This window comes from Pseudomonas sp. (assembly GCF_049653025.1).
Classification (GTDB): domain Bacteria; phylum Pseudomonadota; class Gammaproteobacteria; order Pseudomonadales; family Pseudomonadaceae; genus Aquipseudomonas.
Genome location: NZ_JBASFM010000018.1, coordinates 64,567 through 90,175, shown reverse-complemented (window position 1 = coordinate 90,175; position 25,609 = coordinate 64,567). Strand labels below are relative to the sequence as shown.

General features: G+C 60.1%; 30 protein-coding genes and 1 pseudogene. 16 read left to right on the top strand and 15 right to left on the bottom strand.

Features of this window, described 5'->3' with window-relative positions; all coding sequences use genetic code 11:
* Nucleotides 1–49 precede the first annotated feature (49 nt).
* Both WBK23_RS15680 and hda read left to right on the top strand, forming a co-directional pair.
* A complete protein-coding gene (locus WBK23_RS15680) occupies nucleotides 50–1,141 on the top strand; it encodes an AI-2E family transporter (protein ID WP_424484860.1) in 1,092 nt (363 codons plus the stop codon).
* Nucleotides 1,138–1,842 carry a DnaA regulatory inactivator Hda gene (gene hda, locus WBK23_RS15675; protein WP_424484859.1) on the top strand — a complete coding sequence of 235 codons (705 nt, stop codon included), beginning with the start codon at nucleotides 1,138–1,140 and terminating at the stop codon, nucleotides 1,840–1,842. Before WBK23_RS15680 ends, hda begins: the two co-directional genes overlap by 4 nt.
* A gap of 9 nt (nucleotides 1,843–1,851) precedes the next feature.
* Here hda and WBK23_RS15670 read toward each other — a convergent pair whose 3' ends face one another.
* From WBK23_RS15670 to arsC, 4 genes are read right to left on the bottom strand one after another with little or no spacing between them, the layout of a single operon-like run.
* The gene (locus tag WBK23_RS15670; RefSeq protein ID WP_424484858.1) at nucleotides 1,852–2,532 is read right to left on the bottom strand and encodes an alpha/beta fold hydrolase; all 681 of its coding nucleotides are present in this window, start codon (nucleotides 2,530–2,532) and stop codon (nucleotides 1,852–1,854) included.
* On the bottom strand, nucleotides 2,532–2,942 hold the full coding sequence (locus WBK23_RS15665) for a DUF2069 domain-containing protein (RefSeq protein ID WP_424484857.1): 411 nt from the start codon (nucleotides 2,940–2,942) through the stop codon (nucleotides 2,532–2,534). Before WBK23_RS15665 ends, WBK23_RS15670 begins: the two co-directional genes overlap by 1 nt.
* A complete protein-coding gene (wrbA, locus tag WBK23_RS15660; RefSeq protein WP_424484856.1) occupies nucleotides 2,935–3,540 on the bottom strand; it encodes an NAD(P)H:quinone oxidoreductase in 606 nt (201 codons plus the stop codon). Before wrbA ends, WBK23_RS15665 begins: the two co-directional genes overlap by 8 nt.
* Nucleotides 3,537–3,890 carry an arsenate reductase (glutaredoxin) gene (gene arsC, locus WBK23_RS15655; RefSeq protein ID WP_424484855.1) on the bottom strand — a complete coding sequence of 118 codons (354 nt, stop codon included), beginning with the start codon at nucleotides 3,888–3,890 and terminating at the stop codon, nucleotides 3,537–3,539. The genes wrbA and arsC overlap by 4 nt, the downstream gene beginning before the upstream one ends.
* Nucleotides 3,891–4,139: 249 nt before the next feature.
* Between arsC and WBK23_RS15650 the strand changes: the two genes are divergently transcribed.
* Together WBK23_RS15650 and WBK23_RS15645 are read left to right on the top strand one after the other, a co-directional pair.
* Nucleotides 4,140–5,369 carry a virulence factor BrkB family protein gene (locus WBK23_RS15650; protein ID WP_424484854.1) on the top strand — a complete coding sequence of 410 codons (1,230 nt, stop codon included), beginning with the start codon at nucleotides 4,140–4,142 and terminating at the stop codon, nucleotides 5,367–5,369.
* 167 nt (nucleotides 5,370–5,536) lie between these two features.
* Complete coding sequence (locus tag WBK23_RS15645) at nucleotides 5,537–5,752, top strand: hypothetical protein (RefSeq protein ID WP_424484853.1); 216 nt, start codon at nucleotides 5,537–5,539, stop codon at nucleotides 5,750–5,752.
* Nucleotides 5,753–5,802: 50 nt separating this feature from the next.
* Here the strand turns inward: WBK23_RS15645 and WBK23_RS15640 are convergent, their stop codons facing one another.
* Entirely contained in the window at nucleotides 5,803–6,195 is a 393-nt protein-coding gene (locus WBK23_RS15640; protein ID WP_424484852.1) for a hypothetical protein, read from the bottom strand.
* A gap of 139 nt (nucleotides 6,196–6,334) precedes the next feature.
* A complete protein-coding gene (locus WBK23_RS15635) occupies nucleotides 6,335–7,744 on the bottom strand; it encodes a PilZ domain-containing protein (RefSeq protein ID WP_424484851.1) in 1,410 nt (469 codons plus the stop codon).
* 30 nt (nucleotides 7,745–7,774) lie between these two features.
* Between WBK23_RS15635 and WBK23_RS15630 the strand changes: the two genes are divergently transcribed.
* Both WBK23_RS15630 and WBK23_RS15625 read left to right on the top strand, forming a co-directional pair.
* Nucleotides 7,775–8,254, top strand: a complete 480-nt coding sequence (locus WBK23_RS15630; RefSeq protein WP_424484850.1) for a TlpA disulfide reductase family protein — start codon at nucleotides 7,775–7,777, stop codon at nucleotides 8,252–8,254.
* A 4-nt stretch (nucleotides 8,255–8,258) separates the two neighbouring features.
* Entirely contained in the window at nucleotides 8,259–8,534 is a 276-nt protein-coding gene (locus WBK23_RS15625; RefSeq protein WP_424484849.1) for an acylphosphatase, read from the top strand.
* A gap of 23 nt (nucleotides 8,535–8,557) precedes the next feature.
* On the opposite strand, the gene WBK23_RS15620 is transcribed toward WBK23_RS15625, so the two are convergent.
* The 3 genes from WBK23_RS15620 to WBK23_RS15610 are packed head-to-tail and all read right to left on the bottom strand — an operon-like array spanning nucleotide 8,558 to nucleotide 11,845.
* Nucleotides 8,558–9,142 (bottom strand): transglycosylase SLT domain-containing protein, encoded by a 585-nt coding sequence (locus WBK23_RS15620; protein ID WP_424484848.1) that lies wholly within the window; start codon nucleotides 9,140–9,142, stop codon nucleotides 8,558–8,560.
* Between the two features lie 7 nt (nucleotides 9,143–9,149).
* Nucleotides 9,150–10,103: a hypothetical protein gene (locus WBK23_RS15615; protein WP_424484847.1), complete on the bottom strand. Its 954-nt coding sequence runs from the start codon at nucleotides 10,101–10,103 to the stop codon at nucleotides 9,150–9,152.
* A 26-nt stretch (nucleotides 10,104–10,129) separates the two neighbouring features.
* Nucleotides 10,130–11,845 (bottom strand): proline--tRNA ligase, encoded by a 1,716-nt coding sequence (locus WBK23_RS15610; RefSeq protein WP_424484846.1) that lies wholly within the window; start codon nucleotides 11,843–11,845, stop codon nucleotides 10,130–10,132.
* 113 nt (nucleotides 11,846–11,958) lie between these two features.
* Here WBK23_RS15610 and WBK23_RS15605 point away from each other — a divergent pair, with 113 nt between their 5' ends.
* Nucleotides 11,959–12,366: a PaaI family thioesterase gene (locus tag WBK23_RS15605; RefSeq protein WP_424484904.1), complete on the top strand. Its 408-nt coding sequence runs from the start codon at nucleotides 11,959–11,961 to the stop codon at nucleotides 12,364–12,366.
* A 74-nt stretch (nucleotides 12,367–12,440) separates the two neighbouring features.
* Here WBK23_RS15605 and WBK23_RS15600 read toward each other — a convergent pair whose 3' ends face one another.
* Nucleotides 12,441–13,760 carry an OprD family porin gene (locus WBK23_RS15600; RefSeq protein ID WP_424484845.1) on the bottom strand — a complete coding sequence of 440 codons (1,320 nt, stop codon included), beginning with the start codon at nucleotides 13,758–13,760 and terminating at the stop codon, nucleotides 12,441–12,443.
* An 857-nt stretch (nucleotides 13,761–14,617) separates the two neighbouring features.
* On the opposite strand from WBK23_RS15600, the gene WBK23_RS15595 reads away from it, so the two are divergent.
* The gene (locus WBK23_RS15595; protein WP_424484903.1) at nucleotides 14,618–15,043 is read left to right on the top strand and encodes an HIT family protein; all 426 of its coding nucleotides are present in this window, start codon (nucleotides 14,618–14,620) and stop codon (nucleotides 15,041–15,043) included.
* A gap of 4 nt (nucleotides 15,044–15,047) precedes the next feature.
* Nucleotides 15,048–15,254 (top strand): SlyX family protein, encoded by a 207-nt coding sequence (locus WBK23_RS15590; protein WP_424484844.1) that lies wholly within the window; start codon nucleotides 15,048–15,050, stop codon nucleotides 15,252–15,254.
* A gap of 65 nt (nucleotides 15,255–15,319) precedes the next feature.
* Here WBK23_RS15590 and WBK23_RS15585 read toward each other — a convergent pair whose 3' ends face one another.
* The 5 genes and pseudogenes from WBK23_RS15585 to WBK23_RS15565 all read right to left on the bottom strand — a co-directional run bounded on the left by WBK23_RS15585 (nucleotide 15,320) and on the right by WBK23_RS15565 (nucleotide 19,049).
* Nucleotides 15,320–15,544: a cold-shock protein gene (locus WBK23_RS15585; RefSeq protein ID WP_244161286.1), complete on the bottom strand. Its 225-nt coding sequence runs from the start codon at nucleotides 15,542–15,544 to the stop codon at nucleotides 15,320–15,322.
* Nucleotides 15,545–15,601: 57 nt separating this feature from the next.
* A pseudogene (locus WBK23_RS15580) lies at nucleotides 15,602–15,922 on the bottom strand (cold shock domain-containing protein membrane protein); the annotation flags it as partial.
* Between the two features lie 167 nt (nucleotides 15,923–16,089).
* On the bottom strand, nucleotides 16,090–17,157 hold the full coding sequence (locus tag WBK23_RS15575) for a GGDEF domain-containing protein (RefSeq protein WP_424484843.1): 1,068 nt from the start codon (nucleotides 17,155–17,157) through the stop codon (nucleotides 16,090–16,092).
* Between the two features lie 101 nt (nucleotides 17,158–17,258).
* Nucleotides 17,259–17,729 carry a Dps family protein gene (locus WBK23_RS15570; protein WP_424484842.1) on the bottom strand — a complete coding sequence of 157 codons (471 nt, stop codon included), beginning with the start codon at nucleotides 17,727–17,729 and terminating at the stop codon, nucleotides 17,259–17,261.
* Between the two features lie 201 nt (nucleotides 17,730–17,930).
* Complete coding sequence (locus WBK23_RS15565; protein ID WP_424484841.1) at nucleotides 17,931–19,049, bottom strand: HD domain-containing phosphohydrolase; 1,119 nt, start codon at nucleotides 19,047–19,049, stop codon at nucleotides 17,931–17,933.
* Nucleotides 19,050–19,334: 285 nt separating this feature from the next.
* Between WBK23_RS15565 and aspS the strand changes: the two genes are divergently transcribed.
* The 7 genes from aspS to tolQ all read left to right on the top strand — a co-directional run bounded on the left by aspS (nucleotide 19,335) and on the right by tolQ (nucleotide 25,603).
* Nucleotides 19,335–21,110 carry an aspartate--tRNA ligase gene (gene aspS, locus WBK23_RS15560; protein WP_424484840.1) on the top strand — a complete coding sequence of 592 codons (1,776 nt, stop codon included), beginning with the start codon at nucleotides 19,335–19,337 and terminating at the stop codon, nucleotides 21,108–21,110.
* An 86-nt stretch (nucleotides 21,111–21,196) separates the two neighbouring features.
* Nucleotides 21,197–21,946, top strand: a complete 750-nt coding sequence (locus WBK23_RS15555; RefSeq protein WP_424484839.1) for a YebC/PmpR family DNA-binding transcriptional regulator — start codon at nucleotides 21,197–21,199, stop codon at nucleotides 21,944–21,946.
* A gap of 250 nt (nucleotides 21,947–22,196) precedes the next feature.
* Nucleotides 22,197–22,721 carry a crossover junction endodeoxyribonuclease RuvC gene (gene ruvC / locus WBK23_RS15550; protein WP_424484838.1) on the top strand — a complete coding sequence of 175 codons (525 nt, stop codon included), beginning with the start codon at nucleotides 22,197–22,199 and terminating at the stop codon, nucleotides 22,719–22,721.
* Nucleotides 22,722–22,742: 21 nt separating this feature from the next.
* Nucleotides 22,743–23,348, top strand: a complete 606-nt coding sequence (ruvA, locus tag WBK23_RS15545) for a Holliday junction branch migration protein RuvA (protein WP_424484837.1) — start codon at nucleotides 22,743–22,745, stop codon at nucleotides 23,346–23,348.
* Nucleotides 23,348–24,400 carry a Holliday junction branch migration DNA helicase RuvB gene (ruvB, locus tag WBK23_RS15540; protein ID WP_424484836.1) on the top strand — a complete coding sequence of 351 codons (1,053 nt, stop codon included), beginning with the start codon at nucleotides 23,348–23,350 and terminating at the stop codon, nucleotides 24,398–24,400. Before ruvA ends, ruvB begins: the two co-directional genes overlap by 1 nt.
* Before the next feature lie 52 nt (nucleotides 24,401–24,452).
* Complete coding sequence (gene ybgC, locus WBK23_RS15535) at nucleotides 24,453–24,905, top strand: tol-pal system-associated acyl-CoA thioesterase (protein ID WP_424484835.1); 453 nt, start codon at nucleotides 24,453–24,455, stop codon at nucleotides 24,903–24,905.
* Between the two features lie 2 nt (nucleotides 24,906–24,907).
* Entirely contained in the window at nucleotides 24,908–25,603 is a 696-nt protein-coding gene (tolQ, locus tag WBK23_RS15530) for a protein TolQ (RefSeq protein WP_304870633.1), read from the top strand.
* Nucleotides 25,604–25,609 lie beyond the last annotated feature (6 nt).

Here is a 25,609-nt window from a genome sequence, read left to right as displayed (position 1 = left end):
AGGATTGGTTATTTCATCGGATGGCGATTTAGCAAATGGAGCGCGAACTATGAACAGTGCATATCGTTGGGTGTGGGGCGCGGCAGCCGTGCTGTTCTGCGTGTTGCTGTACCTGTTGCAACCGATTCTGTCGCCTTTTCTGATCGGCATCCTGTTGGCATATATGGGCGACCCCGTGGTTGATCGCCTGGAGCGCTGGAAGCTCTCGCGCACCTGGGGCGTGGTGGTGGTCTTTGCGTTGATCACCCTGGTCATGACCGTCCTGCTGCTGGTACTGGTGCCCATGCTCGGTAAGCAACTGGTGCGCCTATACGAACTGGTCCCGCAAATGCTCGACTGGGTGCAGCATCAGGCGCTGCCGTGGATTCAGCTCAAGCTGGGTTTGAGTGAAGGTTTCTGGCGGTTTGACCGACTGAAAGCCGCCTTGGCCGGGCAGCTGGATAAAACCACCGATATTGTCAGCCTGTTGTTATCCACGGTCACCGCATCGGGTTTGGCGCTGCTGGCCTGGCTGGCCAACCTGCTGTTGATCCCGGTGGTGAGTTTCTACCTGATGCGCGACTGGGACCTGATGGTGGCCAAGTTGCGCAACCTGCTGCCGCGCGGCCGCGAAGGATTGGTGGTGCAGCTGATCAGTGAGTGCCATGAAGTGCTCGGTGCCTTCCTGCGTGGCCAATTGCTGGTGATGCTGGCGCTCGGCGTGCTGTATGCCACGGGCTTGATGGTGGTTGGCCTGGAGCTGGGTTTGTTGATCGGTGTATTGGCCGGATTGGCCAGCATCGTGCCGTACCTGGGCGTGGTGGTCGGCATTGGCGCAGCCCTGACCGCCGGCCTGTTCCAGTTCGGCGTGGATTTCTATCCGCTGCTGGGTATTGCCGTGGTGTTTATGGTCGGGCAACTGCTCGAAGGCATGCTGCTGACGCCGATGCTGGTGGGCGACCGCATTGGCCTGCACCCGGTGGCGGTGATCTTTGCGATCATGGCCGGCGGCCAGCTGTTTGGCTTTACCGGCATCCTGCTGGCCCTGCCGGTGGCGGCGGTGATCATGGTGTTAGTGCGTCATCTGCATGATTTCTATAAACTTTCCGATCTTTACGGAGAGTCCGCAAGCGGTTCCGATGAGCCGCCCAGCCCAGCATGACACCTATTCAACTGCCTCTTGGGGTGCGTCTGCGTGATGACGCCACCTTTGCCAACTACTATCCCGGTGCCAACGCAGCGGCGCTGGGCTATGTCGAGCGGCTGTGCGAGGCCGATGCCGGCTGGACGGAAAGCCTGATCTACCTGTGGGGTGGCGAGGGCGTCGGTCGTAGCCACTTGCTGCAGGCGGCCTGCCTGCGCTTCGAACAGCGCGGCGAGCCAGCGGTGTACCTGCCGCTGGCCGAGGTGGTCGAGTACGGCCCGGCGCTGCTGGATAACCTGGAGCAGTGTGAGCTGGTCTGCCTGGATGACCTGGACGCAGTGGCCGGACGCAGTGACTGGGAAGAGGCGCTGTTCCATCTATTTAACCGTCTGCGTGACAGCGGTCGACGCCTGCTGCTGGCCGCCAGTACCTCGCCACGCGAGTTGCCGGTGCAACTGGCAGATCTGCAATCGCGCCTGACCCTGGCGCTGGTGTTCCAGCTGCAGTCGCTGTCCGATGAGGACAAACTGCGTGCCCTGCAGCTACGCGCCTCGCGCCGTGGCTTGCACCTGAGCGATGAAGTCGGGCGGTTTATCCTCACTCGCGGCGAGCGCAGCATGAGCGCGCTGTTTGAACTGCTCGAACGTCTGGATCAGGCGTCATTGCAGGCCCAGCGCAAGCTGACCATCCCCTTCCTAAAAGAAACTCTGGGCTGGTAGCAGTCTCGCTTAATCGGCGGATAGCCCGGCAATAAAGTGCTGTATGGCGTCTGCGCAAGCCTGTGGCTGGGCCTGCAAGATAAAGTGCGGGCCATCCAATGCAATTTGGGTTAGCTGTGTACAGCAGTCTTGCAGGCTGGTCTGAGCCTGTCGCGTGACCAGGCGATCCTGATTCGCCCGTAAGTGCAGCGTTGGTAATTCAAGCTGCAATCCTGGCTGATGTAATTGACTGAGGCTATTCAGGCGCGCGCGAAGCAAGCTCTGTGGCAGCTTGTGGATTTCATCACGCAGTGCCCGGACTCGTTCAGCGTTGGCTTGGCCATTTAAGCAAAACAGGCGTAGCAAGATTTTTTGCTTGAGTAGCCAGCGCGGTAGAGGTAGGTGTTTGGCCAGTGGCAGCAATGGGTGCGGTCGGCTTAAAAAAGAGGCAGCGAAGATTACGCCTCGCAGGCCTGCTGGCTGACGTAGGGCCAGCTGATAGGCCAGAGGTCCGGAAAACGATTCGCCAAGCAGCACGTAAGGTGTCTTGCCAAGTTTTCCCAGCAGCCAATCAGCTAATTGTTCGGGATTTTGGCTGCCTTGAATCGGCAGCTCGAGTACCTGCACTTCCAGTGCTGGATGCAGGTGGGCCAGTAAAGGCCCAAACAGGGTGCTGCTGCCATTCAGGCCTGGTAGCAACACCAAGCGCATCAGGCTTCCCCAGCCAATTTACGCTCGTACTGAAAACGCCAGCGGGTAAACATCAGGGCGGCGCAGAACAGGCTGAAGCTCAGTCCCGTCAGTAGCCAGCCGTATACCGCCTTGCTTGGGTCGAAGGCGGCCAGCACGCCCTGGATAAAGTACAGGTTGACCACAAAGCAGGCCCAGGCGTGGGCGCGGGCGTTGCCCATAATCAGTCCGGGTGCCAGCAGTAGCAGGGGCGCGAGCTGTACGCCGAGGATCACCCAGAGCAGTTTGCCGGGGACATTGGCGAACCATAGGTTCCAGACCAGCAGCGCGGCAGCCAGGCCGAAAAAGCTCAGTAAGCTGGCAATACGGCTGAGTTTCAGGCGCGGTTGCAGCCATTCCAGGGCTGGCAAGGGTTTGGCGGTTTTAGCCACGGGCGCTCTCCAGTTTGACGGCGGTTTGCGCCAGGCGTTGGCCGAGTGCGCGGCACAGGGCGATTTCATGTTCATCGAGGGCGCGTTTGCCATCGGCACCGGCATGGTGGCTGGCACCGTAGGGTGTGCCGCCGCCACGGGTTTCCAGCAGGGCGGCTTCGCTGTAGGGCAGGCCGGTGATCAGCATGCCGTGGTGCAGCAGCGGCAGCAGCATCGACAGCAGGGTGGTTTCCTGGCCGCCATGCAGGCTGGCGGTGGAGGTGAACACGCCGGCTGGTTTGCCGACCAGGCCGCCGGTCAGCCACAGGCCGCTGGTGCCATCGAGGAAGTACTTGAGCGGCGCGGCCATATTGCCGAAGCGGGTCGGGCTGCCGAGCGCCAGGCCGGCGCAGTTCTTCAGGTCATCGAGGCTGGCGTACAGCGCGCCTTCGGCCGGTATGTCCGCGGCGACGGCTTCGCACTCGGTCGATACCGCCGGCACGGTGCGCAGGCGCGCTTCCAGGCCGCCCATTTCGACGCCGCGGGCAATCTGCCGGGCCATCTCGGCGGTTGCGCCGTGGCGGCTGTAATACAGCACCAGAATGTAGGGTGCGCTCACGGCAGAATCTCCAGGATTTTCTCAGGCGGACGACCGACTACGGCTTTATCGCCGACGACCAGGATCGGCCGCTCGATCAGTTTCGGTTGGCTGGCCATGGCCGCGATCAGCTGCGCATCGCTCAGTTGCGGGTCACCCAGGCCTAGGGTCTTGTACTCGTCTTCACCGGTGCGCAGCAGTTGCCGTGGGCTGATCGCGAGTTTGCCCAGCAGCGCTTGTAGTTGGGCAGCGCTCAAGGGCGTATCCAGGTAGCGCACGATGCTGGGCGTCAGTCCGCGTTCTTCCAACAGCTGCAGGGCACTGCGTGATTTTGAGCAGCGCGGGTTATGGTAAAGCGTCAGATCGGTCATATTCGGGTCGCCTGTTACCTTCGATGGCGGCTATTCTAACCGCTAACGGTATCCACGCCTGCCTCTCAGAACCTGTTTACGATCTGCTGCCGCGTCGGCCATACAGCGTTAAAAACAGCCTCGGAATGCTCATTTACAGCTTGTAAACTGCGCTTCATCGGCTGTTTTTGCCTTGTCTGGCTCTAGCTCGCGAGCTCGTAAATAGGTTCTCAGGCGGGTTGCTGGTGGGTAAATGGCTAAGGAGAGGGCATGCGTCAGCGCGTTCACAATCTGTTGGAGTTCTGGCGTTTTCTGTTGCAGCGTTTCTTTGCCGACCAAGGCACCAGCAATGCCGCGGCGTTGACCTACACCACCCTGTTCGCGGTGGTGCCGATGATGACTGTGACCTTCTCCATGCTCTCGGCCATTCCGGCGTTTCAGGACACCGGCGAGCAGATCCAGAGTTTTATCTTCCGTAACTTCGTGCCGTCTGCCGGTGAAACGCTGCAGCAGTACCTGCGCGACTTCACCACCCAGGCCCGCCAGCTGACTTGGATCGGCGTGGTGGTGCTGGCGGCCACGGCGTTCTGGATGCTGGTGACTATCGAGAAAACCTTCAACACCATCTGGCGCGTGCGCCAGCCGCGCCGTGGCGTCTCGAGCTTTCTGCTGTACTGGGCGATTCTCAGCCTTGGGCCGCTGCTGCTCGGCGGTGGCTTTGCCATCAGCACTTACTTCACCTCACTGTCGCTGATTTCTGGGCCGGATGCCTTGCTGGGTGTACAGGCCCTGCTGAAATTTATGCCGCTGTTGTTCAGCGTGGCGGCGTTTACCTTGCTCTATGCCACGGTGCCCAATGCTCAGGTGCCGCTTCGCCATGCTCTGCTGGGCGGTCTGTTCGCCGCAGTGCTGTTTGAGGTGGCGAAGATGCTGTTCGGCCTGTATGTGCAGCTGTTTCCGGGCTATCAGCTGATCTACGGCGCGTTTGCCACGGTGCCGCTGTTTCTGCTGTGGATCTATCTGTCCTGGCTGATCGTGCTGTTCGGTGCCGAACTGGTCTGCAATCTGGGTTTTTCCCAGCAATGGCGCAGGCGTGCCTTGCCGCGCCTGCTGATAGCGCTTGGCGTCTTGCGGGTGTTCTATGAGCGTCAGCAATCGGGTTTGAAAGTGCGCTTGCTGGATGTGCAGCGCCAGGGCTGGTTGCTGGCTGAGCATGAGTGGGAAGAGATTCTGGTTTTTCTCGAGCAGCAGAAGCTGATTGCTCCGACCGGTTCCGGCACTTGGGTGTTGAGCCGCGACCTTGGCCATTATTCGTTGCAGCAACTGCTCAGCCACAGTCCCTGGCCGCTACCGCGGGTGGAGAACCTGCCCGAACAGCTCGATGAGGCCTGGTATCCGGCGCTGCGCAGTGGCTTGGCGAAGTTGCAGGAAGAGCAGGCGGCGCTATTCGGTGAAGACCTGGCGCAGTGGTTGCAACCTGAGGCTCAGCCGTCAGAGTGACGTAAAACGTCAGTTTGCGGCGCTGCACTGATGGCGCATGATGGCACTTGCGACCATGGAGGTCGCCAAACGCGGTTAAAAGGAAGCTGGCACGCTTCTGGCTATCTCTCTTGCAGATAGCGATCAGGTTGCCAGCAGGGCAGGGATTGGCGGAGTGTGAAGGCGTTATGACGGGCACTAAAGGCAAGGTGATTCATCTGCATCAGCGCGATCCTAAAGAGGCGCTTGAGCGTCTCAATCGAATCACCGGCCTGCGTTTCAGCAGTTGGCCGCAGTCTTTGGTGCATGGCGACACTGCAGTGGACAAACAACCCGAAATTTCCGTAAGCACGCAGCCTGAGCGAGAAGCCACCGTCGGGCCGGCGGGAATGGTTTCAGGTTGAATGCAAAACCCCGCGTCAGGCGCGGGGTTTTTGTATGCGGCCAGGCCGTGTCAGGCGAGTGCTTGGCGGCTGTCGGCTTGTGCCAGTTCGATGGCCTGTACGAACAGCTCTTCGACCACCAGGCTGGTTGCCGGCACGGCTGAGCGCAGGCGCACCTGCATCTCTTCGATCTTCTGTTTGACCGGCAGGCGCGCGACACCAGAGAGCAGGATTTTGCTGTGTTGATTGACCTTGCCATGATCGATCATCACTTCGCGGCGCGTGGTGCCATCGCGGTAGCTGATCAGTAGCGATACCGGCAGGTTGGCCAGCCCTGGCAGTTGCAGCCAGGCGGCTATGTTGAACTCGGCGACGCGCCCTTCATAAGGGGTGACCTGTAAGCGGGCGAGATTGACGATGGCAGATGGCACTGGGCCGACCAACTTGTCGAGGGCTTGGGTCATGGTTGTGTTCCCGGCTAATAACAGATCGCATCACGCGTGAGTGCGAAGCAGTATAAGCGCGGCCGGGTCGACGAAACTGTGCGCTTGGCCGACGTTCGGCGTGACCTTTCTCGCAGTTTTAGCGTATTGGCAACCAGGCTTAGGCCAACTGCATCGGATAGCGGGTGACTGAGGCGGTCACCAGATTGGCGGTCGGCAGCGGCAGGATGGCCTGGTTGTGTGCACTGGCCAATTGCAGCCAGACATTTTCCCCTTCCACGAACTGCCCGTTGGGCAGCCAGAGGCCATGGTGCCAACCATTGCCGGGTGCCGGCGTACTCTGCAAAACCCCCGGGTGGGTCTGCGCGCTGGGGGCGCGGCGCAGCCATACCGGACGCGGCAGACCTTTCAGGTAGCGCAGGCCGAGGTGCAGGCCTTCGCTGTTGAGGTGGCGCCAGCGCACCAGCGCGAGGGTCGGGGTGTCGCTGCCGGTGAGCAGCAACACCAACTGGCCAACCGAGAGCTGCGCGGTTTGATCGGCATTACACAGCAGGCGTGCTCCGCCAGGGCTGGCGTCGAGCATTTGCGCCGCGGTGCGAGGCGGACGCTGCTCCAGCAGCTGGGCATGAATAGTGGGCAGGCCGACCACCAGATTGCACTCGGAGCTGTGGTCGGCGCGGGCATGGCGTCGTTGCTGGCGGCCCAGCCAGTGCTGTTGCACGCGCTCCAGTACCTTGCGTTCTGCCGTGCTTTGCAGGGGGGCGGGGTCATGCAGGGCCACCAGCAGAGCGCCTAACTCGAAGCGACGCAGATAGTCCGCGCTGCCTTCCGGGGCCTGGGCATAGCTCAGGCACGGTTGCGCCTCAGTGAGGTCGATGGTCGGGCCTTCGACGTCATCCTCCTCATCCCAGGGCAGCAGGCGCGCCAGGCCGGCCAGTGGGGAGAGTGCACTGAACAGCAGTGCGCATTCGCCGTCGGCCAGGTGGAACGGGTTGCTCAAAGCCAGCAATAGCATCTGCTGATAGATGCCGCGCAAGGTGCTGGCGGGCTGCGGTAGAAAGGCCGCCGCCACCGGGTCGTCGAGACAATCCTGGTGTTCACCGATCCAGTACAACAGATGGCTGTCGCGCCACAGGCTCGGGGGCGGCTCCTGATACAGCTGATAGTGGCGCAGCAGACTCTGGGCGAGAAAGTGCTGAGCCATATACAGGCACCAGGCCAGGTGTGGTCGCGAGGGTTGGCGACCCTGGAGAATTTGCAGCAGCAGGCGTTTGAAGCCGATGGCCAGTTCGCCGCACAGGTGTACAAACAGTGCGGGTGGTGGGCGCGTGCCTTGGTAAGACTGGCTGTAATGACGGTACTGATCGCTGAAGCTTTGCAGTGCGCGCTGCCTTTCGAGTAAGGTCATGGCGCTGCGGTTCAGCCGGAAGAGCAGGCTGAGCACCTGTTGCAGCGCCTGCTCTTGCGGCTGCAAACGCGCCTGGGCCAGTTGCTCGTTGAGGTCGGCCAGTGGCGCGACGTCTGCTTCGAGGATGTCCGGCACTTCAAGGCGCAAGGCATCTAATGTCATATCAACCTTTGGGAATCAGGGAGCGAATGCATGGAAATGCGTTTCCGGGCGGTCATTCGTGCGCTTGCAGGCATAGGCATAGGTCTGATTCTGGCCGGTTGTACGGAAGACATGGGCGTCGATCAATATGGACGAAAGGTAGCGGTTGAGCGCCTGGAAGGCCAGTGGTTAGTGATTAATTACTGGGCACAGTGGTGTGCGCCTTGCCGTACCGAGATTCCTGAGCTGAATGCGCTGGACAAGCAGCTCAAGCAGCAATCGGCGCAGGTCCTGGGGGTCAATTTCGATGCCTTGCAGGGCGACAAGCTTAGCAAGGCTGCGCAGGACATGGGCATCGCCTTCACCGTCCTGGCGCAGGACCCGGCCGAGCGTTACCAACTGCCGCGCAGCGAAGTGTTGCCGGTGACTTATATCGTCGATGATCGGGGCCGTTTGCGTGAGCGGTTGCTCGGCGAGCAGACGGCGGCCGGTCTGAGCGCGCGGCTGCTGGCGCTCAAGGCAGAGGAGTAGGGTCATGGCGCGTTTGTGTATGCATGGGTATGTCAGCGGTCGGGTGCAGGGCGTGAGTTTTCGCCAAGGCACGGCCGAGCAGGCCGAGCGCCTTGAGCTGGATGGCTGGGTGCGCAATCTGGCCGATGGCCGGGTTGAGGTGCTGTTCGAGGGCGAGGAGGCGGCGGTAACCGAGCTGAGCACCTGGCTTGAGCGGGGCCCGCGGCATGCCGAGGTCACGGCACTTGAGCTACAGCCGCAGACGTTGCAGGGTGTCGCTGGCTTTATCGTACGGCGCTAAGCGCAGTCGCAGTCAGGTGTATGTCAGGGTTTGACGTACCAGAAGTCATGCCAGAAGCCGACCACTTTGGCTGGGTAGGCGTATTTGCCCAGGCTGCCGTTATAGCGCGCCAGCGCCCGATTGAGATCACCGTTTTCCTTGCGCAGATAGAAGCTGAGGATGGTGCAACCGTAGCGCAGGTTGGTGGCGTTATCGGTGAGGTTGTCCTGGGGGCGGCCCAGTTCGGCCTTCCAGAAAGGCATGACCTGCATCATGCCTTGCGCGCCGACCGAGGAAATGGCGAAACGGTCGAAATGGCTTTCCGCGTGGATCAGTGCCAGTACCAGGTCAGGGCGCAAGTCGGCCTTGCTGGCTTCACGGTGCACCAGCCTAAGCAGGCTCAGGCGCTCTTCGGCATCGGGTATATAGCGGCGCATGCGCGTGGACATATCCAGCAGCCAGACTTCGGCATCGAAACGGTCCTGAAAACTATCGGCCTGCGCCACGGTGCGTTGCAGCAGCTGGCGCAGTTCCGGCTCGGGTGCCTGGCGCAACTCGGTTTGGATCTGGGCCTGGGCCGAGAAGCACAGCAGCAGGCCCAGTAACGCGCAGGGCAGGCGGCGCAGCACGGGTTGCCTAGTCGCTGCCCGGGTCGGCAACCAGGCGGCCGGCATCGTTGGTCAGGGCTTGCAGGAAGATTTTCTGCAGTTCCGGATCATTGCGCGTCAGCTCGATCAGGCTTTGCTCCAGCTCGCTGGCTTCTTCTTCAAGACCCAGTTCCGACAGGCGCTTGACCCGATGCACCCACTGCGCAACGTCGTCACCTTCGAGGTCGTTATAAATCAGGTCGTGGGCTTCTTGCAGCTTGCCGCGCAAGGTGCGGCTGACCAGCAGCGAGGCATCGGCGCGGGCGGCGCTCTGCGGGTCTTCCACGCTCAGCAGCAGGGTGGTAATGCGTGTCACGTCCTGTTCGGCAAAGGGGCTGTCGAGCAGGTTGAGGCGCAGGATGCCGTTGCGGTCGGTCAGCAGTTCGTGGCTCTGTTTGCCGGCTTTGACCAGCACCGGGCGTTCGGCCCAGGGCAGGCTGGAGTATTCCATGCGTGCGTCCTGGCGGCGCTCCTCGAGGCTGGCGAGGTTCTGCTGCGAGCGGCCGTTGGATTCGACGTTGATAAAGGGGTTGAGCCCTGCAAAGCCATAGCTGATCCAGTCCTTGGTCGCGCTGTCCGGCAGGCTGCCGAGCAGCACTACGTTCAGCACATTGGCACCGATACCGCCCACCACCGCCACGGCCCCGAGCGGCACTTCATAGAGTTCACGCCAGGGCTGATAGGGGGTGTAACGGTCATAACGACGGGTAACGTCGAATGCTGTGACCTCGAAGGTCTTTTGCTCATGCACGCGCACGCGGCGTTGCGGCAACTCCAGCACGCGCGGCTCGCCCACTTCGATCTGCAGGCTGTGGTCGAGCAATTTACGCTCAATCCGCTCCTCGTGTTCACTGCGCTGCGGCAGCTGGTTAGCGCAGCCGCTAAGCAGCAAGGCTGCGCCTAACAGGCTGGCGATGAGGTTGCAGGTGTTTCGCTTGAACATGATGACTCTTGCTAAAAAGGCTGAAATCAGCGGCTGATACGGGCCTGGATAAACGCCAGGATGTCCGCCACGGGTACGGCTTGGGCGTCGGTCTCCTGGCGGCTCTTGTACTCCAGATTGCCTTCGGCCAGGCCGCGATCGCTGACGACGATACGATGCGGGATGCCGATCAGCTCCATATCCGCGAATTTGATGCCGGGGCTGGTCTTTTTGTCACGGTCATCAAGCAGCACTTCATAGCCAGCCGCGGTCAGCTGTGCATACAGCGTGTCGGTGGCTTCGCGTACGGCGTCGGTCTCATAACGCAGCGGCACCAGGGCGATCTGGAACGGCGCGAGGGTGTCATTCCAGAGAATGCCGCGCTCATCAAAGTTCTGCTCGATCGCGGCAGCCACCACGCGCGAAACGCCAATGCCGTAGCAACCCATGGTGAGGATGACTGGCTTGCCGTTTTCACCCAGCACCTGGCAGTTCAGCGCCTGGCTGTACTTGGTGCCCAGCTGGAAGATATGCCCGACTTCGATGCCGCGCTTGATCTCCAGGGAGCCCTTGCCGTCCGGGCTCGGGTCGCCGGCTACGACATTGCGCAGGTCGGCAACCTCTGGCAGCGGCAGGTCGCGCTCCCAGTTGACGCCAAAGTAGTGCTGGTCGTCGATATTGGCACCGGAGGCGAAATCGCTCATCAGGGCAACCGAGCGGTCGATGACGCAAGGGATCGGCAGATTGACCGGGCCCAGAGAGCCTGGACCGGCACCGACGGCGGCGCGGATTTCCGCTTCCGAAGCAAATACCAGCGGGCTGGCGACCAGTTCCAGATTGGCGGCCTTGATCTCGTTGAGCTCATGGTCGCCGCGAACGATCAGGGCTACCAGGGTGCCTTCTTTGGCACCGTGCACGATCAGGGTCTTGATGGTTTTCTCGATGGCCAGGGAGAAACCCTGCACCAGCGCGTCGATGGTCTTGGTGTCTGGCGTGGCGACCAGGCGCATGGCTTCGCTGGCTGCCGCACGAGCGGTTTCACGCGGAATGGCTTCGGCTTTCTCGATGTTGGCGGCGTACTCGGAGCTGTCGCTGAAGGCGATGTCGTCTTCACCTGAGTCGGCCAGCACATGGAACTCATGCGAGCCGGTGCCACCGATGGAGCCGGTATCGGCCTGCACTGGGCGGAATTTCAAGCCCAGGCGGCTGAAGATATTGCAGTACGCCAGGTGCATGCGGTCGTAGGTTTCTTGCAGCGAAGCCTGGTCGACGTGGAAGGAGTAGGCATCCTTCATGATGAATTCGCGGCCGCGCATCAAGCCGAAGCGTGGGCGGATCTCGTCGCGGAACTTGGTCTGGATCTGGAACAGGTTGATCGGCAGCTGCTTGTAGCTGTTGAGCTCGTTGCGCGCCAGATCGGTGATCACTTCCTCGTGGGTCGGGCCCGCACAGAAGTCGCGGCCATGGCGATCCTTCATGCGCAGCAATTCCGGGCCGTACTGCTCCCAGCGGCCGGATTCCTGCCACAGCTCAGCCGGTTGAATGCCTGGCATCAGTACTTCCAGCGCGCCGGCGGCGGTCATTTCCTCGCGAACGATCTTCTCAACCTTGCGCAGTACACGCAGGCCCATGGGCAGCCAGGTGTACAGGCCGGAAGCCAGCTTGCGGATCATGCCGGCACGCAGCATCAGCTGGTGGCTGATCACCACGGCGTCGGAAGGGTTTTCTTTGAGGGTCGAGAGCAGGAACTGGCTGGTACGCATATTTGGCTGTTCTGTCGGTTGCAAGAGATTTTGAATGGCCGGCATTGTACGGTGCCTGTACAGATGCGTACAGGATGCCGGTGTTGGCTAAGGAGGAGTGGGGCGTGTCGATATTGACGGCGGAACAGGTTCAGGCGCTGATTCGGGCGGGGTTGCCGATGGCGGAAGACATCAACTTGTGCATCGATCGGCTGGATGCCGATGGCGCGCTGGCGCGGGTGCCGTTCCACAGCAAGTTGGTACGTCCGGGCGGCACCTTGTCCGGGCCGACCATCATGGCCCTGGCGGATGCGGCGATGTATGCCGTGGTGCTGGGCAAGCTGGGCCGAGTGGAAATGGCCGTGACGTCCAATTTGAATATCAACTTTCTGGTCAAGCCCAAGCCAGTTGACCTGTTGGCGGCGGCGCGGATATTGAGATTGAGTCGCAGGCAGGCTGTTTGCGAAGTATCAGTTTATTCGCAGGGTAATGAGGATGAGTTGGTGGCGCATGTAACGGGGACGTACGCGTTGCCCTTGTAGGTTTGTATTGATAGATAAAAAAGAACCCAGCCTAGGCTGGGTTCTTTTTGCTTACTTCAGTACTGCTTGGGCGTTTAGAGAACGTCCAGCGGGTACTCGACGATCAGACGGGTGTCGTTGAGGTCGGTGTAGTTCGCGCTGTTCTCAACGGTGTTAGCGCGGTGAACAGCGTGACGTACGCGGAAGGACAGGTCTTTAGCTGCACCTTCCTGAATCACGTACTTGGCCTCGGCGTTCCACTCGTGTTCTCTACCTTCTTCAAGTTCGACGCCAGTATCAGCATCATAGAGGCTAATGTTGTCACCGGTGATGTAACGGGTCATGAAGCTCAGGCCCGGCACGCCATAGGAGGTCATGTCGAGGTCGTAGCGAGCCTGCCAGGACTTCTCGTCTTCACCGACGAAGTCGGAGATCTGCACGGAGTTGGCCAGCCATATGGTGCCGTTGCCGTCTACGCCATAGGTGTAGCCGCTATCACCGGAAGACTGCTGGTAAGCTACGGTGAACTTGTGTGCGCCGATGCTGTAGGACGGTGCCAGGCTCCATACTTTGTTGTCTACCTCGCCGGCGAATTCTTGGCCATCGTCGGTGGTGCGATAGAAGTTGAAGTCGACACTCAGCGACTGATCGTCGGCCAGCGGCTGGTTGAAGTTCAGATTGACGTAAGTCTTCTTGTAGAAGTCTTCCACGTCGGATGCATGGATGGCACCGCTGAAATTCTCGGTAAAGGCATAGCTGGCACCAACGATGTTGGCCGAGCGCAGGGTTTCATCGGATTGAGAGTTGCTGTCGCGGCCAGTGTTGGTCTGCGAGTTGATCGCGGTGAAGCGACCAGCGCTCAGTTCCAGGCCTTCGATTTCGTTGCTGACCAAGTAGGTACCGGTAGCGACTTCTGGCAGGGTGCGGCTGTCGTCGGTGGAGAATACCGGGCTGGCAACGAACTGGTTGCCGTATTTCAGTACGGTGTCGGAGATGCGGAACTTGATGGCACCACCGACTTCAGTGGTGGTGTCATCGGCGCGGCCTTCGTCGGTAGTGGCGAAGATGCCATTGCCGTGACGGCCGCGGCCGCTGTCAATCTTGATGTTGGACAGCGAGTGAGCATCGAAGCCGACGCCTACGGTGCCTTGAGTGAAGCCGGATTCGAACAGCAGGCGGATGCCCAGGCCGGTTTCTTCGCGATAGCCGGTGCGATCACCTTTGAGTTCGTTTGCCGGGCTTACGTTGGAGTAGCCATGCTTGTAATCACGGTTCATGTACAGCGCGCGGTTGAAGATATCAAAGCTGCTGTCTTCAACGATGCCCTTAGAATCGGACTGTGCGCTGGCGAAAGCCAGTTGGGTGGTACCGGCGGTTACGGCCAGGGCCAGTGCGCTCCACTTCATCACTTGCATTGTGATTGCTCCTTTGGTTTAGAAGAGTTGTGCTGTCCATTGTCTTATTTTATGGGCAGCTCTTTCTTTTTGTGTCGGCGCTAAACTTATAGCACGACGACTTTGTTGGCGACAGTTGGGGCTTACTCCCTACATTTTATTTACAGATACGTCGCAAAAAAGCATCTGTTATGTCGCAATTCTGTAGATTTTTGCTGCTTGGCCAGCATTCTTCCGTGCCCCTTAAAGGTCTGGAAATCCAATCGCTTAGACTCCTTTTATGACCGCTCGTGATGTGTGTCACAAGCTTGGCGGGATGAAGCATTTCCGGCTGTGCGAGTCATAAAGCAACATCCGTGCACAAAGTTCCAGTAGCCCTGAAAAAAATCTCCGGAAAATCTGCTGGGAACTCTAAGAGTGCCGGTATTGGCTGGTTTATACCGATAAATGCGTGCGTTGGGAGGCGTATGTCGGTTGAGGGCTTTACGGTCTGATTGCGTATTCCGCGTTACCGAATCAGCTTGAGTGATTGCGTATGGCTCGGTCGGTAACGCTTGGAGGGGTTAAACCAGCCGAGTGCTGCCCATTTTTGGTGCGTTGTGGCGGTCGTGCTGCAGTATTGTGCTTCTGATTCGCTCGCGCTCCTTTGAAGCGACCGCTGTCCCATATCGATTAGTGTCGTAAATGCAGCTGTTAGGCGCTCTCCTGTGCTGCTGGTGCGCGGCAGTGGTGAGGTTGGCTTGCCTTGAATTGGCGCGTTCTACTCTTGTGTGAGGGGCAGTTGGGCGTCACGGGCTTACGCCTGAGTGTGCAGGATTGAATCTGCCGTTATCCTTTACCACTTAGGTCCGGATGGACGCTCGCTGAGGAGACGCATGGTGTTTACCCTGGATTCACGCTTGCAGCAGGACACACTCTGGTTGGGCGACTACCCGTTGTGTCGCTTGCTGTTGATGAACGATGCGCAGTATCCCTGGTTTATCTTGGTGCCGCGGCGCGAGGATGTCAGTGAGCTGTTTCAACTGGATATTGCGGAGCAGGCGCAGCTCTGGCAGGAAACCACGGCGTTGGCTGAGGTGCTCAAGGATTGCTTTGCTGCGGACAAGATGAATGTGGCGACACTGGGTAATGTGGTCAGCCAGCTGCATATGCATGTCATCGTGCGTCGGCGTGATGATGTTGCCTGGCCTGCGCCTGTGTGGGGCAGGCATCCTGCGCAGGCTTATACGTCTGAGCAGCTGGTGGCGATAAAAGCCCGTTTGCGCACAGTGCTGACTGGGGAATTCTGTTTTAACGAGAGCTGAATACGTGGACATCGACGAACGAATCAACGACCTGCAGAGCCGCTTGGCTTTTCAGGATGACACCATCCAGGCGCTGAATGATGCCTTGGTTGCGCAACAGCGCGTGCTGGAGCGCTTGCAGCTGCAGGTTGCGCTGCTGGCCAAGCGCCAGGATGAGGTTAATGCGCAGTTTGGCCTGGCTGAAGATGAGGCACCGCCGCCTCATTATTAAGGTGCTGATCGAGCAATAAAAAAGGCCCGCATTGTGCGGGCCTTTTTATTCTGTGCGTTTAGCGGTTAACGGCGTACCGGCAGCGCCGCAATCACGTCTTCGGCCTGGAGACCTTTATCGCGCTGCATCACGGCGAATTCGACGCGCTGGCCTTCGACCAAAACGCGGTGGCCTTCGCCGCGAATGGCGCGAAAGTGCACAAAAATATCGTCACCCGAGTCGCGGGAGATAAAGCCGAAGCCTTTCGAGGTGTTGAACCATTTGACGGTACCTGTCTCGCGGTCGCCCAGATCTTGCGCTGGCGAGTTGCTGCGCGATTGCAGGCGCAGATTGGTGGCCAGGTGCAGGGCTACTGCGGCGGTAATGATGATCAGGCTGAAAAGACTGGCTGGCTGGTTGGCAATGATTGGCAGCGGGGCAAGCAGAATCAGGGCTTGCAGCAGGGTGCCCAGTACCAGAAGGGCGGAAACCAGGTTCTGCAGCTGGTGGCGCAAGCCGGCGTGCCAGATCGGCAGTTGTGGGGCCAGTAGCAGGTTGAGCAGGCCGAACAGGGCCAGGCACAGGGCGCTAGGTTGCTGCAGAAGGGTTTCTGGGGTGTCGCCAAAGGATGGAACAAAAGAGAGCAGCAGGGCGATGACGCCCGTTAGAAGGTGGACAATTTTCAACATGTTCGATGAGCTCGCTTAATTTAAAAGAATCATCAGGAAGAGCTGGCTGCGCGTATTTGCCGTTGCAAGGAGGAGTATGAGGCGCGTGATGCCAGCCTATGCGCTGTGCCCAAGGTTTGGGCCAGCGACACGGGGCGTATTTAACAGCAAAGAGGTGGGGTTCTCAATCAAGCGCTGAGTGCGGTTTCACTTGGGCCGGGGTTTACCTGGTTGCGGCCACTGCGTTTGGCTTGATAGAGCGCGTCGTCGGCGCGGGTGAGCAGGGTTTCCAGGGTGTCGCCGCCTTCGGCAAGGGCGAAGCCGAAGGAGGCGGTGATGCTGTCGAGCACTTCGTCGGTGCGACGTACCTTGATGCGCAGGGCTTGGATTTTCAGGCGCAGTTGTTCGGCAAAGCTGTGGGCGGTGGCTGCGTCGAAGCAGTCACGCAGGATGACGCAGAACTCTTCGCCGCCGTAGCGCGCGGCAATGGCGCGGGCGGGTAGCAGGTCGCGGAGCAATTGTCCGACATGTTGCAGTACGCGATCGCCCAGTGGGTGACCGTATTGGTCGTTGAATAGCTTGAAATGGTCGATATCCAGCATGACCAGGGCGACACCGAGGTGGTCGCCGTTCAAGGTTTGCTCCAGTAACCGACTAAAGGCATTGCGATTGAACACCTGGGTCAGGCTGTCGAGTGTTGCCGCTACGTGTGCGCGCTCGAGCTGGCCGCGCAGGTTCTTGATTTCCTGCTGGGCGGCGTTCAGGTGGTAGAGGAACTTGTCTTGCTGGTCCTGCATCAGCTGCGTGCTTTGTTGCAGCTCGGTCAGGACATTGGGCAGGTCTTCGATGATCGGTTCTTGCAGCGCTGTCAGGCCATGTTCCAGGCTGGCTTGGTAGTTACGACTGCCAATAATGCTGCGCGATACACTGCCTTCGATGCCATCGACCAGCTCAATCACCTGCTGTTGCCCGGCGCGGGCTTCTTCGAGCTCACCATGGATGATGTAGTCGCGAAACAGCTTGGCGGCGGTTTCTGGTGGGAAGCTGTCGAAGTCGGCAACGGTTTTGTCCAGGCGCCGGTTGAGTTCGGGTTCCAGGCCTTTGCTGTAGGTGTACCAGAGTGCGTAATGCACCGGGTTGGGTGGAATATCGTGACGCATCATCAACGGTACCGCCTTCTTCAGGAGCGCCGCGGCTTCGCGGGTTTCCTCGGGGTACAGTTCCAGGATGCTTGGGGGTTTGGCGGGATTGTTCATGCACGTCACTGTGGCAGGTTGCAATTGGCCAAAGCATAGAACACGTACAGGTTGAGCGCCTAGCAAAAGGCCTGCGGATGCGGGCCTTTTGCTAGGTTTACTTAGGCAGCCAGCAGGCTGCGCAGCATCCAGGCAGTCTTTTCATGCACTTGCATGCGCTGGGTCAGCAAGTCGGCAGTCGGTTCGTCGCTGACTTTGTCCAGCAGCGGGAAAATGCCGCGGGCGGTACGCACGACGGCTTCCTGGCCTTGAACCAGTTGCTTGATCATGTCGGGTGCGCTTGGTACGCCTTCTTCTTCCTTTATCGAGGACAGGCGCGAGTAAGCGGCGTACGTGCCTGGTGCCGGGAAGCCAAGGGCGCGGATGCGCTCGGCGATCTGGTCGACAGCCAGCGAGAGTTCGGTGTACTGCCCTTCAAACATCAGGTGCAGGGTGTTGAACATCGGGCCGGTGACGTTCCAGTGAAAGTTGTGGGTTTTCAGGTACAGCGTGTAGGTGTCTGCCAGCAGTCGCGACAGGCCTTCGGCGATGGCTGCGCGATCCTGCTCGGCGATTCCGATATTGATTTCCATACCATTTCTCCTTTCAGGTGGCTCGGGGCTTGGCTGCCCGCGGTAATGCGCAGAGCCTAGCATGGGCGTTACCGAGCGTTAGCCTGGTTTATGTCAATGAAAGCCATGGTTGGAGACTATTGATCTGGTGGGGTTCAGTTTTTCTGTAAAACGCTGGCCGGTGCCCGCCCTGGTAAGGCGGGTTTCAGGCATTTATCAGGCTCAGCGATGCGCCAGTTGTGGGTATTGCTGCAGGGTCTGGTTGAACACGTCGACCCAGTGTGCGCTGAACTGACGGCCGGCGAGGTTGTTGATTTCCAGAATGGCGCGCAGCAGCGGGCGTTTGTTCAGGGTTTGATGGGCGCGTTCGTGGGTGCGGGCATCGAAGGTGTCGACGATATTGATGATTAGGGCTCCAGGGCTGGTTTCGGCTTCCTTGAGGCCTTTCGGATAGCCGCTGCCGTCGGCATGCTCCTGGTGCTGCAGGGTGATTTCCGCGGCCGCATCCCACCTGGGCATGCGCTTGAGCAGGTCGTAGGCCAGGCGCGGGTGGGATTGCATCTGCCGGCGTTCTTCGCGGGTGAAGTGTTCTTCCTTGTGCAGCATTTCCAGTGGCAGGAAGGCCATGCCCAGGTCGTGCAGGCAGATGGCTGCGGCCAGTTGTTCGGGCTGTTCCGGGCTGCCGCCGAGCTGATTGATCGCCAGGGCCAGGTCCAGCTGGCGCAAGCCGCGGTCCTGCCAGTAGTGCGAGCGGCGTTCACTGGCCTGCATCAGCTCGATAAAAAACAGCAGGTCGGCGTCGGGCTGAATGCCGTAATGCCTGAGTAGGTCGGCAGCGGCGGGTTCGTCGGTCGCAATGGCTTTGGGTGGCCGCGAGCTGGGGTCGAGTTGTTGCAACAGGGCGCTGCGGATCTCGGTCTGTTGTGCGTTTGGAGCCAGCGCCAGTGCGCTGAGGGCCTGGCTCAGGGCTTTGCTCTGGGCCGGACTGAGCTGTGCTTTGGGGCCGCCCAGGGCGTGGTTGATCAGCTCTTTGAGGTGGTCAAGGCTCAGCAGCAGGATGTCGCCGAGCAGGCTGTCAAAGCGCAGCTGGGCTTCACGCAGGCACGACAATACATCTTCCATGGCTTGCGGGACGCTCATCAGGTTGTCCAGGCCGATATAGCCCAGGTTGCCTTTGAGTGTGTGCACCAGGCGGAACAGCTCGCGCAGGCGTTCGCCGTCGTCGGGGGCGTGTTCCAGTTCGATCAGCAATTGCTCGCAGCGTTGGAACTGTTCGCTGGATTCCAGGCGAAAGTCCGCCAGCAAATCGCTGGGGATCTCGGCCAGGTTCGGCATGCCCATAATCCTCTCCATTTCGCGGTGCTCAGACAGATGCACGCCTGAGTATAGAAAGGCCTGGCAAAAGCGCGTGGGACGGCGGCTGCAAGTGGCGGCTTAACCATATATAATCCCGCGCTTTGCCGCGTTTTGTCGGGGCGAACAGTTGGCCGCGTATGCGCCGCTGGTCGTTTCGCGCCCCTGAAATGCAGCGCAATTGCGGAAAATGGCGCATGCGCCAGCCGGCCAACGAGCGTCGCAATCACTGCGGCCCAACGAATTCAAGACTCAAGAGAAGCGACTACCACCATGATGCGCAGCCATTATTGCGGCCAACTGAACGAGAGCCTGGACGGCCAGGAAGTCACCCTTTGCGGTTGGGTACATCGCCGTCGTGACCATGGCGGGGTGATTTTCCTCGACATTCGTGACCGTGAAGGTCTGGCTCAGGTGGTATTCGACCCGGATCGCGCGGCGACCTTCGCCACTGCCGACAAGGTGCGCAGTGAATACGTAGTCAAAATCACCGGTAAGGTGCGTCTGCGTCCGGCCGGTGCCGGCAACGCCAACATGGCGTCCGGTGCCATCGAAGTGCTCGGCTATGAGCTGGAAGTGTTGAACGAAGCGGAAACCCCGCCGTTCCCGCTCAATGAATACACCGACGTCGGCGAAGAAACCCGTCTGCGCTATCGCTTTATCGACCTGCGTCGCCCGGAAATGGCGGCCAAGCTGAAGCTGCGTTCGAGCATCACCAGCAGCATCCGTCGTTACCTGGATGAAAACGGCTTCCTCGATGTGGAAACGCCGATCCTCACCCGTGCCACCCCAGAAGGTGCGCGCGACTACCTGGTGCCGAGCCGCACCCACGCCGGCAGCTTCTTCGCTTTGCCGCAATCGCCGCAGCTGTTCAAGCAATTGCTGATGGTGGCCGGCTTCGACCGTTACTACCAGATTGCCAAGTGCTTCCGTGACGAAGACCTGCGTGCCGACCGCCAGCCGGAATTCACCCAGATCGACATCGAAACCAGTTTCCTCGATGAAGCCGACATCATGGCCATCACCGAGAAGATGATTCGCCAGCTGTTCAAGGAAGTGCTGGACGTCGAGTTCGGCGAGCTGCCGCACATGACCCTGGCCGAAGCCATGCGTCGCTTTGGTTCCGATAAGCCGGACCTGCGCAACCCGCTGGAACTGGTGGACGTGGCCGACCAGCTGCAAGCGGTCGACTTCAAGGTGTTCAGTGGCCCGGCCAACGATCCGAAGTGCCGCGTGACCGCGCTGCGCGTACCGGGCGGGGCGAGCATGCCGCGCAAGCAGATCGATGATTACACCAAGTTTGTCGGCATCTACGGTGCCAAGGGCCTGGCCTATATCAAGGTCAACGAGCGCGCCAATGGCGTCGAAGGCCTGCAGTCGCCGATCGTCAAGAACATCCCGCTGGACAATATCAACGTGATCCTCGATCGCGTCGGTGCAGTCGACGGCGACCTGGTGTTCTTCGGTGCCGACAAGGCCAAGATCGTCAGCGAGGCCCTGGGCGCGCTGCGCATCAAACTGGGCCATGACCTCAACCTGCTGACCTGCGAGTGGGCACCGTTGTGGGTCGTCGACTTCCCGATGTTCGAAGAGAACGACGACGGCAGTCTGACCGCCATGCACCACCCGTTCACCGCGCCAAGCTGCAGCCCGGCCGAGCTGGAGGCCAATCCGGCCGCCGCACTGTCGCGCGCCTACGACATGGTGCTCAACGGCACCGAGCTGGGTGGCGGTTCGATCCGTATCCACGACAAGTCGATGCAACAGACCGTGTTCCGCGTACTGGGTATCAGCGAAGACGAGCAGCAAGAGAAGTTTGGCTTCCTCCTCGATGCCCTGAAGTTCGGTGCGCCACCCCATGGCGGCCTGGCCTTCGGCCTGGATCGTCTGGTGATGCTGATGACCGGCGCGCAGTCGATTCGTGAAGTGATCGCCTTCCCGAAAACCCAGAGCGCGGCCTGCGTCATGACCCAGGCACCTGGCCTGGTGGATAACAAGGCGCTGCGTGAGCTGCACATTCGCCTGCGCGAGCAGCCGAAAGCGGAATAAAGCGTCAAATGAAGCCTGGTTTTCCAGGCTTCTTCTTTATTGCCGCATAAAAATCGATATTGAATCTGCAACAACCGGAGTGAGTTATGGCTGGTCATTCCAAGTGGGCCAACATCAAGCACCGCAAAGGGCGTCAGGACGCCAAGCGCGGCAAGATTTTCACCAAGATCATTCGTGAGCTGACGGTGGCGGCCAAGCACGGCGGCCCTATTCCGGCCGATAACCCGCGTCTGCGTCTGGCGGTGGACAAGGCGCTGACCGCCAATATGTCGCGCGATGTAATCGACCGCGCTGTGGCTCGTGGTGCCGGTAACAACGAGGCCGACAACGTCGTTGAGCTGAGTTACGAGGGCTACGCGCTGGGCGGTGTGGCGATTATCGTCGAGGCCATGACCGACAACCGTAATCGCACCGCGGCCGAAGTGCGCCATGCCTTTACCAAGTGCGGCGGCAACCTGGGCACCGATGGCTCGGTGGCCTATATGTTCGATCGCAAGGGCCAACTCAGCTTCGCCCCGGGCGTCAACGAAGATGCCCTGATGGAAGCGGCGCTGGAAGCCGGTGCCGACGACGTGGAAATGGCCGAGGACGGTTCGGCGTTGGTGTCGACCAGCTTTGCCGACTTCCATGGCGTCAACGAGGCGCTCAGTGCTGCCGGTTTCAAGGCGGATGAGGCGGAAATCGCCATGATCCCGTCGATCAGCGCACCGGTTACTGATCTGGAAACCGCGCAGAAGGTCATCAAGCTGATCGACATGCTGGAAGACCTCGACGATGTGCAGGAGGTCTACCACAACGCCGAGATCTCCGATGAGCTGATGGAGCAGCTTGGCTGAGTGTGGGTTATCAATGAAAAGCCGGAGGTCTTCAGGTATGTGCCTGAGCGCTTCCGGCTTTTTTGTGTCCTGCCATCCATGGCGGCCATCCCTTCGGGGCCGTCGCGGTGCGACGTCAAAAATCGTTCCCGACGATTTTTTATAGCCGTTGCCTGGGTGACGCCGGCGTGGGCGGGCCCTATACTCGCCAACTGGATAAATAGACAGTGTACTGGCTGAGTTGGCTGGTGCCTTGAGTGGGCGGTAGGGCATGACCTTGATTCTCGGTATCGACCCCGGTTCGCGGATTACCGGTTACGGTGTGGTGCGTGATACCGGGCGCAGCTGCGAATATGTCGCGTCCGGGTGCATTCGTACGGGCAATGGCACGATGCCCGAGCGGCTGCAGGTGGTGTTTCGTGGCGTGCGTGAAGTCATCGAAACCTACGGACCAGTGACCATGGGCATCGAGCAGGTGTTTATGGCGCGTAACCCGGATTCGGCGCTCAAGCTCGGCCAGGCGCGTGGCGCGGCCATCGTTGCGGGGATGGAAGGCGGGCTGGAAATCGCCGAATACACCGCGACCCAGGTCAAGCAGGCAATTGCCGGCAGTGGCGGGGCGGACAAGGAGCAGGTGCAGATGATGGTGATGCGCTTGCTCAAGTTGGTGCAAAAGCCGCAGATCGATGCGTCGGACGCCCTGGCGATTGCCCTGTGTCACGCCCACCACCGGCAGAGCCTGATGCCCCATGGTCTGGTCGGGGCCAAAAGGCGCTCTGGCCGCCTTCGTTTGTAACCTTGATTTAGGAAAGTAGCGGTGATCGGACGTTTGCGCGGTACCTTGGCGGAAAAGCAGCCGCCCCATGTGATTGTCGATATCAATGGCCTGGGTTATGAGCTGGAAGTGCCCATGACCACCCTGTATCGGCTGCCGTCAGTGGGCGAGCCGCTGACCCTGCACACCCATCTGGTGGTGCGTGAAGATGCGCAGCTGCTCTACGGTTTTTTCGAAAAGCGCGAGCGCGAGCTGTTTCGTGAGCTGATCCGCCTCAATGGCGTTGGTCCGAAACTGGCGCTAGCGCTGATGTCAGGGCTTGAGGTCGATGAGTTGGTGCGCTGCGTGCAAGCGCAAGACACCTCGGTGCTGGTGAAGATTCCCGGTGTCGGCAAGAAAACCGCCGAACGCCTGCTGGTTGAATTGAAAGATCGCTTCAAGGCCTGGGAAACCGTGCCGGGTATGTCGCACCTGATGGTGGAACCTCGCGCGGGTGGTGCAGTCTCAAGCGCGGAGAATGATGCGGTCAGCGCACTTATTTCGCTCGGCTACAAACCCCAGGAAGCCAGTCGCGCCGTCTCAGCTATTAAGGAAGAGGGTTTGAGCAGCGAAGATATGATCCGTCGTGCCCTTAAGGGAATGGTCTAGTGCTAGAAGCCGATCGCCTGATTACCGCTACCACCCGCGACCGTGACGAACAGGTCGACCGCGCCATTCGCCCGCTGAAACTGGCCGAGTACATCGGTCAGCCGAGCGTGCGCGAGCAGATGGAGCTGTTTATTCAGGCCGCCCGTGGCCGTAGCGAAGCGCTCGATCACACCCTGATCTTCGGCCCGCCGGGCCTGGGCAAGACCACTCTGGCCAATATCATCGCCCAGGAAATGAACGTCTCGATCAAGAGCACCTCGGGCCCCGTTTTGGAGCGGCCGGGCGACTTGGCGGCGTTGCTGACCAATCTTGAGCCGGGTGATGTGCTGTTTATCGATGAAATCCATCGCTTGTCGCCGATAGTCGAGGAAGTGCTGTACCCGGCCATGGAGGACTTCCAGCTCGACATCATGATCGGCGAAGGCCCGGCCGCGCGCTCGATCAAACTTGATCTGCCGCCGTTTACCCTGGTTGGCGCCACTACCCGCGCCGGCATGTTGACCAATCCGCTGCGTGACCGTTTCGGCATCGTCCAGCGTCTTGAGTTCTACAACACCGAGGACTTGGCGACCATCGTCATGCGCTCGGCGGGGATTCTCAACTTGCCGATCGAGCCCCATGGCGCTTTCGAGATCGCCCGGCGCGCCCGCGGTACGCCGCGCATTGCCAACCGCCTGCTGCGTCGGGTGCGGGATTTTGCCGAAGTGCGCGCACAGGGTGAGATCACTCGGCAAATCGCCGACCTGGCGCTGAACTTGCTGGATGTCGACGAGCGCGGCTTCGATCATCAGGATCGTCGCCTGCTGCTGACCATGATCGAGAAGTTCGACGGCGGGCCGGTGGGTATCGATAACCTAGCGGCGGCCATCAGCGAAGAGCGTCATACGATTGAAGATGTGCTGGAGCCCTATCTGATCCAGCAGGGCTATATCATGCGCACCCCGCGTGGGCGGGTCGTCACCCGGCATGCCTATTTGCACTTTGGCCTGAATGTGCCCAAGCGCATGGGCGAATTACCCACCGCCGACCTGTTCGGGCGTGATGATGACTAAGAAAAAATACTTGCCGAAGGCGATTGGCAAGATCAGGAGCTGGCACTAGAGTATGCGCGCGCAAAACGGAGTTACGCCGTTCACCCATCGTTGTCGGGTTTATTTCGAAGACACCGATGCCGGCGGCATCGTCTACTACGTCAATTACCTCAAATTTATGGAACGGGCTCGCACCGAGTGCCTGCGTGATCTGGGTTTTCTCCAGTCGACGCTCGCCGAGGAGGGCCTGTTGTTCGTTGTGCATTCGGCCGAAGCGCGTTACCACGCGCCGGCCAAGCTCGACGACGAGTTGCTGGTAAGCGCCGAAGTGATCGAATTAAACCGTGCCAGCCTGCGTTTTCGTCAACAGGTCAGGCGGGCAACGGATAACGCGCTGCTTTGTGAAGGGCAGTTTATGGTGGCCTGTGTGCGCGCCGACAATTTGAAACCCCGGGCCATTCCCCAAGCTCTGCACACGGCCTTTGCCGAGCAGGGCGGCGCGGGTACATCTAGAGCAGGAGAGTAAGCGTGGAAGCCAACGCCGTTGACCACATGTCGATGTGGAGTCTGATCAGCAACGCCAGCCTGGTGGTGCAACTGGTAATGCTGACGCTGGTGGCCGCCTCGGTCACTTCGTGGGTCATGATTTTCCAGCGCACAGCCCTGCTGCGCGCGGCCAAGCGTGCTCTGGATAACTTCGAGGAGCGCTTCTGGTCGGGCATCGACCTGTCCAAGCTGTACCGTCAGGCGGGCAGCAACCCGGATCCGGATTCCGGTCTGGAACAGATCTTCCGCGCTGGTTTCAAAGAATTCTCGCGTCTGCGTCAGCAGTCCGGTGTAGATCCGGATGCGGTGATGGACGCCGTGGCCCGCGCCATGCGCGTGGCCATCTCGCGTGAAGAAGAGAAACTCGAGCAGAGCCTGCCGTTCCTCGCCACCGTTGGCTCCACCAGCCCGTATATCGGCCTGTTCGGTACCGTATGGGGGATCATGAACTCCTTCCGCGGCTTGGCTCAGGTACAGCAAGCAACCCTGGCCACTGTCGCCCCGGGTATCGCCGAGGCGCTGATCGCTACTGCTATCGGCCTGTTCGCCGCTATTCCTGCGGTAATCGCCTACAACCGCTTTGCCGCTCGCGGTGAAATGCTGATCGGCCGTTACTACACCTTCGCCGACGAATTCCAGGCGATCCTGCACCGCAAAGTCCACACCAGCGACGACTAAGCCTTA